The organism is Cyanobium sp. NIVA-CYA 375, assembly GCF_056108345.1.
The window spans coordinates 1-1,090 of record NZ_JBSYHW010000230.1; the positions used below are offsets into that span (position 1 = coordinate 1).

Consider the following 1,090-nt stretch of genomic DNA (forward strand, 5'->3'; position numbering starts at 1 on the left):
ACTGAGACCCGCCGAGCGAACCCAATGCTGACAGCCCCGCCAAGAGCTATCGGGACAGACTTTTAGGCGGCCCTGGGGTCCGCTCCCACCTTCTCCGTCCAGGATGAATCACCGTCTGTGGCGGTTACTTTGAAATTGACAGTGCCGACATTGTTGTTGAACGGAGTGCCGGAGAAGGTGCGAGTGGCAAGGTCAAAGCTCAACCAATTAGGCAGAGCGGCGCCATTGGGGCGGGTGGCGGTTTTTGTGATGGTGCCCCGGCATCCACATCGTTGAAGAAGTTGGATGCGAACTGAAAGGAGAAGGTTAATCTTCTGTGGCGTTCCTGATCGGTGACCCCGAGAGTCACCTAATGCAGTCGGTGGGCTCCTGTCTGCAGCTATACAACTGCCAGCTCGTGGCGGACAGCGATCATCAACTGATAGTGGCGATCGGCGTAAGCAACCAGCCGCCGGACGTTGAGCATCTGGAGCCCATGCTGCAACTCACAGCCGCCAGCGCTGCTGCCCTGCGAGATGTGATGACGATGGATGCGGGCTACTGAAGTGACCACAATGCAAACACCTTTACTGATCAGTGCATTGACGCCTACAACTGCTAAGCGCAAGCCAAGGGCTAGGCCAGCCACTACCTCCCAAGCGCGGGCCGCTGCCTAAGGACGCCGATGGCAAAACCTTCATGGCTCGCAAGCCGGTAAACGGGCAGGCAGATCAAGAAATGGCGGCAGGGGGGCAAAGGAAAGGCGAGCAGAAAGACCGTCTCGCTCACCAGCAGCTGGACGTCTGATCGATCCCGAAGCAGGGACCCTGAATTGCAACGGCCCCACCGCTGAGGTTCACTGCGACCCGCAGCGGTGGGGCCGTCAAGGGTTCAGCAAGTAGGTGCCATTCCACTGCGCGAAGCCCTGGCAGGCCGCCGCCAGTGCCGCCGCCGTCACCACCACCCGCACCGAATTGATTGCCAGGCCGAGAAAGATCTGACGGCTCTGCTGCCCTAGGCGGCCTTCCTCGGAGCGCAGCTTGCTCTGCAACACTTTGAGAAGCTGCTGCTTGCGCACCGGCAGCGGCTCGCTCTGGGCCGCGCTCGACAG

3 protein-coding genes are annotated in these 1,090 nt (G+C 60.5%); 1 reads left to right on the forward strand and 2 read right to left on the reverse strand.

The window, feature by feature from the left end; all coding sequences use genetic code 11:
* Nucleotides 1–62: 62 nt before the first annotated feature.
* Nucleotides 63–383, reverse strand: coding sequence for a putative Ig domain-containing protein (locus AC01FP_RS17730; RefSeq protein WP_474482065.1), 321 nt, complete (start codon nt 381–383; stop codon nt 63–65).
* Here AC01FP_RS17730 and AC01FP_RS17735 point away from each other — a divergent pair.
* Complete coding sequence (locus tag AC01FP_RS17735; protein WP_474482062.1) at nt 317–544, forward strand: hypothetical protein; 228 nt, start codon at nt 317–319, stop codon at nt 542–544. The two genes, AC01FP_RS17730 and AC01FP_RS17735, sit on opposite strands and share 67 nt — an antisense overlap.
* Nucleotides 545–862: 318 nt before the next feature.
* Here the strand turns inward: AC01FP_RS17735 and AC01FP_RS17740 are convergent.
* A partial coding sequence (locus tag AC01FP_RS17740; protein ID WP_474482064.1) for a hypothetical protein occupies nt 863–1,090 on the reverse strand: 228 nt, incomplete at its 5' end.